At 65.7% G+C, this 6,621-nt stretch carries 5 protein-coding genes and 1 pseudogene; all 6 read right to left on the bottom strand.

The features are described from left to right. Positions 1-20: 20 nt before the first annotated feature. Positions 21-1,529, bottom strand: a complete 1,509-nt coding sequence (locus BRAS3843_RS17225) for an ABC transporter substrate-binding protein (RefSeq protein WP_035981979.1) — start codon at positions 1,527-1,529, stop codon at positions 21-23. 362 nt (positions 1,530-1,891) lie between these two features. Beyond that, positions 1,892-2,602, bottom strand: a complete 711-nt coding sequence (locus BRAS3843_RS17220) for a DUF1028 domain-containing protein (RefSeq protein WP_008970246.1) — start codon at positions 2,600-2,602, stop codon at positions 1,892-1,894. Positions 2,603-2,615: 13 nt separating this feature from the next. Next, entirely contained in the window at positions 2,616-4,418 is a 1,803-nt protein-coding gene (locus tag BRAS3843_RS17215; RefSeq protein ID WP_008970245.1) for a gamma-glutamyltransferase family protein, read from the bottom strand. 100 nt (positions 4,419-4,518) lie between these two features. Continuing rightward, complete coding sequence (locus tag BRAS3843_RS17210; protein ID WP_035981977.1) at positions 4,519-5,508, bottom strand: oligopeptide/dipeptide ABC transporter ATP-binding protein; 990 nt, start codon at positions 5,506-5,508, stop codon at positions 4,519-4,521. Further along, positions 5,505-6,488: an ABC transporter ATP-binding protein gene (locus BRAS3843_RS17205; protein WP_008970243.1), complete on the bottom strand. Its 984-nt coding sequence runs from the start codon at positions 6,486-6,488 to the stop codon at positions 5,505-5,507. The genes BRAS3843_RS17210 and BRAS3843_RS17205 overlap by 4 nt, the downstream gene beginning before the upstream one ends. A 34-nt stretch (positions 6,489-6,522) precedes the next feature. Next, a pseudogene (locus tag BRAS3843_RS42195) lies at positions 6,523-6,621 on the bottom strand (ABC transporter permease); the annotation flags it as partial.

The raw sequence follows: 6,621 nt of genomic DNA, 5'->3' as shown, positions 1-6,621 counted from the left end.
GGTCTTGTGCGCGAACATGCTCACTTCAGCTTCAGCCCGATCACGCGCACCAGCCCGTCCGGCATCTGTTTGTAGCCCTCGAGCTTCTTGGTGTGCGCGAACAAGAGCTTGCGGTGATAGAGATAGATGATCGGCTCGTCGTTCAGCACGATCTTGGTGAGCTTCTCGTACAGCGCCTTGCGCTGCGCGACGTCGTCGGTCAGCCGCGCCTCTTCCATCAGTTTGTCGGCTTCGGGATTGGAATAGCCGCCGTCGTTCTGCGGCGCGCCGGTGTGCAGGAAGACGTGGGAATTGCCGTCAGGATCGATGCGGCCGCTCCAGTTGATCTGGAAAATCTGGAATTCGCCGGCCTGCGCCTGCTTGAACGAGGTCGCGAATTCGATCAGCCGGATCTTGATGTCAAAGCCGGCCTCCGCTGCCATCGACTGGACCACCTGCGCCACGGCTTCATTTTCCGCGCCCTTCGGCACCATGTAGTCGATCGACACCGGCAGTGCGACGCCCGCTTCCTTGAGCAGCGCCTTGGCCTTCTCGACGTTGCGCGGCTGCACCGGGAAGGCGCTCTGATAGTAGGGATGCGTGGGGCTGACCCATTGGTTGCCGGGCGTGAACTCGCCGTTGAACACGACCTGGTTCAGCGCCTCGCGATCGATCGCGAGATCGAGGGCCTGGCGGACCTTCTCCGACTGGCTCAGCGCACCCTTGGCTTTGTTTCCGATGTTGATGGTGAGGCCGTAATAACCGAGCTCCGGCGCGGTCGAGAGCACGAGGTTGGGGTCGGCGCGCACGTCCTTGATGTCGGTGGCGAGCACGCGCTCGATCAGGTCGAGTCCGCCGGACTTCAGGTTGGCGAGCCGCACCGTGGCATCGACGATCGGCAGAAGGACGATGCGGTCGATGAAGACGTTGTCCTTGTTCCAGTAGTCGGCGAATTTCTCGAACACCATGCGGTCCTGCTGCACGCGTTCGACGAATTTGTAGGGACCGGCGCAGACCGGGTGCAGCCCGAACTTGTCACCTTCCTCCTTCACGGCCTTGGGCGAGACCATCATGCCGGCGCGGTCGGTGAGTTGAGAAAGCAGCGGCGCAAAGGGCGTCTTCAGCACCAGCTTGATGGTGAGGGGATCGATCACCTCGACATGATCGACACTCGCAAGTTCCGATTTACGGAACGAGCCCGGCATGTTCATGTGGCGTTCGATCGAGAATTTCGCGGCTTCCGCGTCGAGCGGTTCGCCATCCTGGAATTTGACGCCGGGACGCAGCTTGATCGTCATCGCCTTGCCGTCGGCGGAGCTCTCGTGCGAGAGCGCGAGCTGCGGCACGATGTTCAGCTTCTCGTCGATGTCGAACAGCTTGTCGCAGAACGCCGAGAACACGATGCGGCCGACATAGGTGCGGCCGAGCGAGGGATCGAGCATGTCAGGGTCCTCGGCAAGCCCGATGCGCAAGGTGGATTCGGCCTGCGCGGCAGCGGACAACGAAACCACGAACGCTGCCGCGGCAGCGGCGAGGCAAACCTTTCTCATCTCACTCACTCCATGCTCAAAGTCCGGCCGGCCCGTTGCACCATCCGTACCAACACCGGATGCGAACGGTCCTTCCGCAGGGAAGAACGCGGCGATCAGTTTGTCCAGTGACGGCAAGATGTGGCTGCCCATGGATTGTGCGCAACCGCAGCAAGTAGTTCCGCTCTGCGAGACTGGCTCTGACGGCGCTTGGTCGCCGGCGCCCGGTATCGATGTGCTGCGATTCCGCAATCGCGGCGTGAGCGAGGCAAGAGCAGCGCCGACGGCGCGGGCGCCGATTGCCCTGCAGCAAAAAGCAGCGGCTGCTTGCCCTCAGGATGTGCAGCGCGACCGCGAACAGGTCTCAATTCCGATCGGCTTGCCTATGACGGGTCTGAAATGACCGCCGCGATGCCGGCGTTGATGACGGCGCGATCAGTGACCCCGGCCGGATTGTCCCGCGTCGGCAGGAACCGCCGGAACGTCGTCCAATGCGTGCGGCTGACCTGCTCCAGACGTTCGAGCTCGGCTAGCGGATCGGGATGATCGTCGACCCGCAGATCGAGCATGGACCATTCCTCCGCGCCATGGATCAGCAGGGCCGCGGACTGTCTGCCGCGCTTGTCACCGCCCGCGGCTTCGCCCGCCTGTAACGCCGCGATCAGCCGCGGCGCGAAGGGCAGGGCGGCACGGGCCATGTAGGCCTCAGCGGTCTGGTTCAGCACCTCCGCGCCGGCCAGCATGTTGCCGGCGATCGAAAAGCCGTCGCCTTGGACATGGCCACACCAGTCGATGCAGTCCTTGCCGGTGTGCACCGCAATCCGGCCCTGGCTGTCCAGGATGTGCAGCTGCCGGCTTTCCCGGCCGGGATCGGCCGAGGTGAGGATCTCGATGATCTCTTGCGGGGGCCGGCCCTCACGCAGCAGCGTGGCGCCATCGATGCCGTAATAGGGATTGACCAGCGCCTGCGTCGCAAGGCCACCGCGGCCAGCGACGATGAAGGGCACACGCGCCCCGACGGCGAAGAAGCGGGTCGCGACTGCGATGCCGATCTGTCCCGAGGCTTGGTCCTTGGCGATGATCGACCAAGTCATGGCGACAGCGCCCTCATCGTCCGGCTGCGTAGCCCTGCATGCCGCGCGGATTGGCGGCGGCGCGGCGACGGCGGCCGATCTTGGATGCCGCGGTGAGCCGGCCCTCGGACCAGTCGGGTCCGACCTCGACGATGTGGCCGCGGCGGCGCAGCTCGTCGATCGTGGCCTTGGGCACGCGGTTCTCGAGCACGAGCACGCCGGGGCGCGCGGTGCGCGGCCAGAACGAGATCGGGAAATGCTCGGAGTGCCAGGCCGGCGCGTCGATCGATTCCTGCAGGTTCATGTCAGCGTGCACGTGGCGCAGGAAGAACTGGGTGTTCCACTGGTCCTGCTGGTCGCCGCCCGGCGAGCCCCAGGAGAGATACGGCTCGCCGTCGCGCAGCGCCATGGTGGGGGACAGCGTCGTGCGCGGGCGTTTGCCTGGCACCAGCGCCGCCGGATGATCCTCCTCCAGCCAGAACATCTGCGCCCGGGTGCCGAGGCAGAAACCGAGCTCGGGAATGACGGGCGAGGATTGCAGCCAGCCGCCCGAGGGCGTGGCCGAGATCATGTTGCCGTCGCGATCGATGATGTCGAAATGCACGGTGTCTCCGCGCACCTCGCCGAAGCGACCGACCGTCGGCTCGCCTGATCCCATCGCGCCGACTGCTTCGCGGGCGCCCTCGGCACGGTTCAATTTGACGATGGCGCCAAACCCTTCGATCGAACCCGGCCGCAAGTCGAGCGAGGCCTTGTCCGAGATCAGCTTGCGGCGCTCATTGTTGTAGGCGTCCGACAACAGCGTCGCGATCGGCACCTCAGTGAAGTTGGGATCGCCGTAGAATGCTTCGCGGTCGGCAAAAGCGAGCTTGGCGGCTTCGACCTGCCAATGGATGAAGTCGGGTCCGGCCGGATCGAGGCCATCGAGCGCAAAGCCCTTCAGCAGCGCGAGCTGCTGCAGCAGCACCGGGCCCTGGCTCCAGACGCCGGCCTTGCAGACGGTGTAGCGGCCGTAGTCGTAGGTGAGCGGCGCCTCGATGGTCGGCTGCCAGCGGGCCATGTCGTCGGCCGACAAGACGCCGCGATGCCGCGACCCCGAGACATCCATGATCTCCTGGGTCCGGCAGAAGCGGTCGATGGCCTCGGCGACGAAGCCCTGCGACCAGGCCTTGCGGGCGTGCTCGATCTGCGCCTCGCGATTTCCGCCTGCACTCTCCGCTTCCTGCAGGATGCGTGCATAGGTCGCGCCAAGCTGTGGGTTGGTGAACAGAGTGCCGGGTTTCGGAACTTCGCCGTGCGGCAGATAGACCGCGGCCGAAGTCGGCCAATGCGTGCGGAACAGCTGCTCCACGGTCTGGATCGTGGCCGAGATGCGCTCGACCAACGGATAGCCGTCGCGCGCATAGGCGATCGCGGGCTCCAGCACGTCGCGCAGCTTCATCGTGCCGTAGTCGCGCAGCAGCAGCATCCAGGATTCGAACGAGCCGGGCACGACGGCGGCGAGCAGGCCGGTGCCTGGCACCATGTCGAGACCCTCGCGTCTGTAGTGCGCAATGGTCGCGCGGGCCGGAGCCGGGCCCTGGCCGCAGATCACTTCGGTCCGCTTGCGCTTGACGTCATGCAGGATGATCGGCACGTCGCCGCCGGGCCCGTTGAGATGCGGCTCGACCACCTGAAGCGTGAACGCCGCCGCGACGCCCGCATCGAATGCGTTGCCGCCTTTTTCGAGCACGGCCATCCCCACCGCGGTTGCAAGCCAGTGCGTGGAGGTCACGACGCCGAACGTGCCCTCGATTTCGGGGCGGGTGGTGAAGGGATCAGGATTGATGAAGCTCATGAGCGGTCCATGGGGCGGGGTCGGCGCAGCGCGCAGTTGATCATGGCCCTCCTGGGATGCCAACTGCCGCGGCAACAGAGCACGGCTGCGTTTGTAGCAATCACACCGGCACGGCGGTCGGTTGATTGACTGCGTGGCACGCGACGCCGTCCATCAGAGGCGGCGCCTCGCGGCGGCAGAGATCGAAGGCGAGAGGACAGCGCGGGTTGAAACTGCAGCCCGACGGCGGATTGATCGGATTGGGGATCTCGCCTTTGACGGGGACGCGCTGGCGGCCGGACATCGACAGATCCGGCACCGCACCCAGCAGCATCTTGGTGTAGGGCATCCGCGGATTCTCGAACAGCGCGCGCGCCGGGGCGATTTCGACGACGCGGCCGAGATACATGACGCCGATGCGGCTCGCCATGTGGCGGACGACGGCGAGATTATGACTGATGAAGAGATAGGTGAGGCCGAGGCGATCCTGCAGGTCGCGCATCAGGTTGAGGATCTGTGCCTGTACGGAGACGTCGAGCGCCGAGGTCGGCTCGTCGCAGACGATGAACTCGGCTTCCGAGGCGAGCGCACGGGCAATCGCAATGCGCTGGCGCTGGCCGCCGGAGAACTCATGCGGGAATTTCTGGCCGTCGTCGGGATGCAGGCCGACCAGGGTCAAGAGCTCGCCGACCCGGTCCTTGATCTGCCGCTCGCCGTCGATCAGGCTGAAGGCGCGGATCGGCTCGGCAATAACAGCATCGACGCGGAAGCGCGGATTGAGGCTGGCGTAAGGGTCCTGGAACACCATCTGGATGCGGCGCCGCAATTTTCTGCGCGCCTGCGCCTGGCGTGGATCCGTCATCGATACGCCGTCGATGATCACCTCGCCCGAGGTCGGCGGCAGCAGGCCGACCACCATGCGCGCGACCGTGGTCTTGCCGGAGCCGGATTCGCCGACCAGGGCGAAGGTCTCGCCGCGTCTGATCTCGAAGCTGACGCCGTCGACCGCCTTCAGAAATTCGGGCTGCCCGCCTTCCAGCACGCGGTTGAGCCATGGCTTCGAGACGTCGAACACCTGGCGGAGATTCCTGACCTCGACGAAATCAGTCATGCCGCGCTCTCCGTCGCGCGATCATAGAGATGGCAGGCGACCGCCTGCGTTCCCTGGTGCAGCGGTTCGGGTCGTTCGATCCGGCAGCGATCAAAGACGAAGCTGCAGCGCGGATTGAACGCGCAGCCGGGCGGGATCGCCGAGAGCCGCGGCATCGCGCCGGGAATCTGCACCAGCCGCTTGTCTTCGCCCGCGAGCGTCGGGATCGCGCCCATCAGCCCCTTGGCGTAGGGGTGCAGCGGATTCTTGATCACCTCCTGCACCGGACCGATCTCGGCGATGCGGCCGGCATACATCACGGCCACGCGGTCGCAGGTCTCGGCGATCACGCCCATGTCGTGGGTCACCAGCATGACCGCGGTGCCGTGATCGCGGCCGAGCCGCTTGATCAGCGCGATGATCTGGGCCTGCACCGAGACGTCGAGCGCGGTGGTCGGCTCGTCCGCAATGATCAGCTCGGGCTCGGCGCACAGCGCGAGCGCAATCACCACGCGCTGGCGCATGCCGCCGGAGAATTCGTGCGGGTAGCCGTCGATGCGCTTCTCGGGTGCGGGGATGCCGACCTCGGCGAGCAGGTCGATCGCGCGCTTGCGCGCCTGCTGGTCGGTCAGGGTCGTGTGGGTCTTGATGGTCTCTATGATCTGGTCGCCGATCCGGTAGAGCGGGTTGAGCGAGGTCAGCGGATCCTGGAAGATCATGCCGATGCGCTTTCCCCGCACCTGGCGCATCGGCTCCGCCTCGAGATTGTCGATGCGCAGGCCCGACAGATGGATCTCGCCGCCGGCGATGCGGCCGGGCCGGTCGATCAGGCCGATCACCGCAAGCCCGGTCACGGACTTGCCCGCGCCGGATTCGCCGACGACGCCCAGCACCTCGCCTTTGGCGATGTCGAAGGAGACGCCGTCGATTGCACGCAGCACGCCGCGGCGACTGGCGAATTCGACCTGCAGATTGCGCACGGACAGGACAGGGGCGGTCATCGGTTCGGAGCCTTCGGAATACGACGCAAGCGGCTCACCGCAGCTTCGGATTGAGCGCGTCGCGCAGCCAGTCGCCGAGCAGATTGATTGCAAGGATGAGCACGGCCAAGGTCAGTCCCGGGAACGCAACGAT

This window comes from Bradyrhizobium sp. STM 3843, from assembly GCF_000239815.1.
GTDB lineage: Bacteria > Pseudomonadota > Alphaproteobacteria > Rhizobiales > Xanthobacteraceae > Bradyrhizobium.
Note: the sequence above shows the minus strand (reverse complement) of the source record. Positions and strands in the feature narration are given on the sequence as shown.

Bases quoted from the DNA above. Each gene is read 5' to 3' on its own strand.
- BRAS3843_RS17210 (WP_035981977.1), bottom strand. From the start codon at position 5,508: ATGACTGATTTCGTCGAGGTCAGGAATCTCCGCCAGGTGTTCGACGTC.
- BRAS3843_RS17225 (WP_035981979.1), bottom strand. From the start codon at position 1,529: ATGAGAAAGGTTTGCCTCGCCGCTGCCGCGGCAGCGTTCGTGGTTTCG.
- BRAS3843_RS17220 (WP_008970246.1), bottom strand. From the start codon at position 2,602: ATGACTTGGTCGATCATCGCCAAGGACCAAGCCTCGGGACAGATCGGC.
- BRAS3843_RS17205 (WP_008970243.1), bottom strand. From the start codon at position 6,488: ATGACCGCCCCTGTCCTGTCCGTGCGCAATCTGCAGGTCGAATTCGCC.
- BRAS3843_RS17215 (WP_008970245.1), bottom strand. From the start codon at position 4,418: ATGAGCTTCATCAATCCTGATCCCTTCACCACCCGCCCCGAAATCGAG.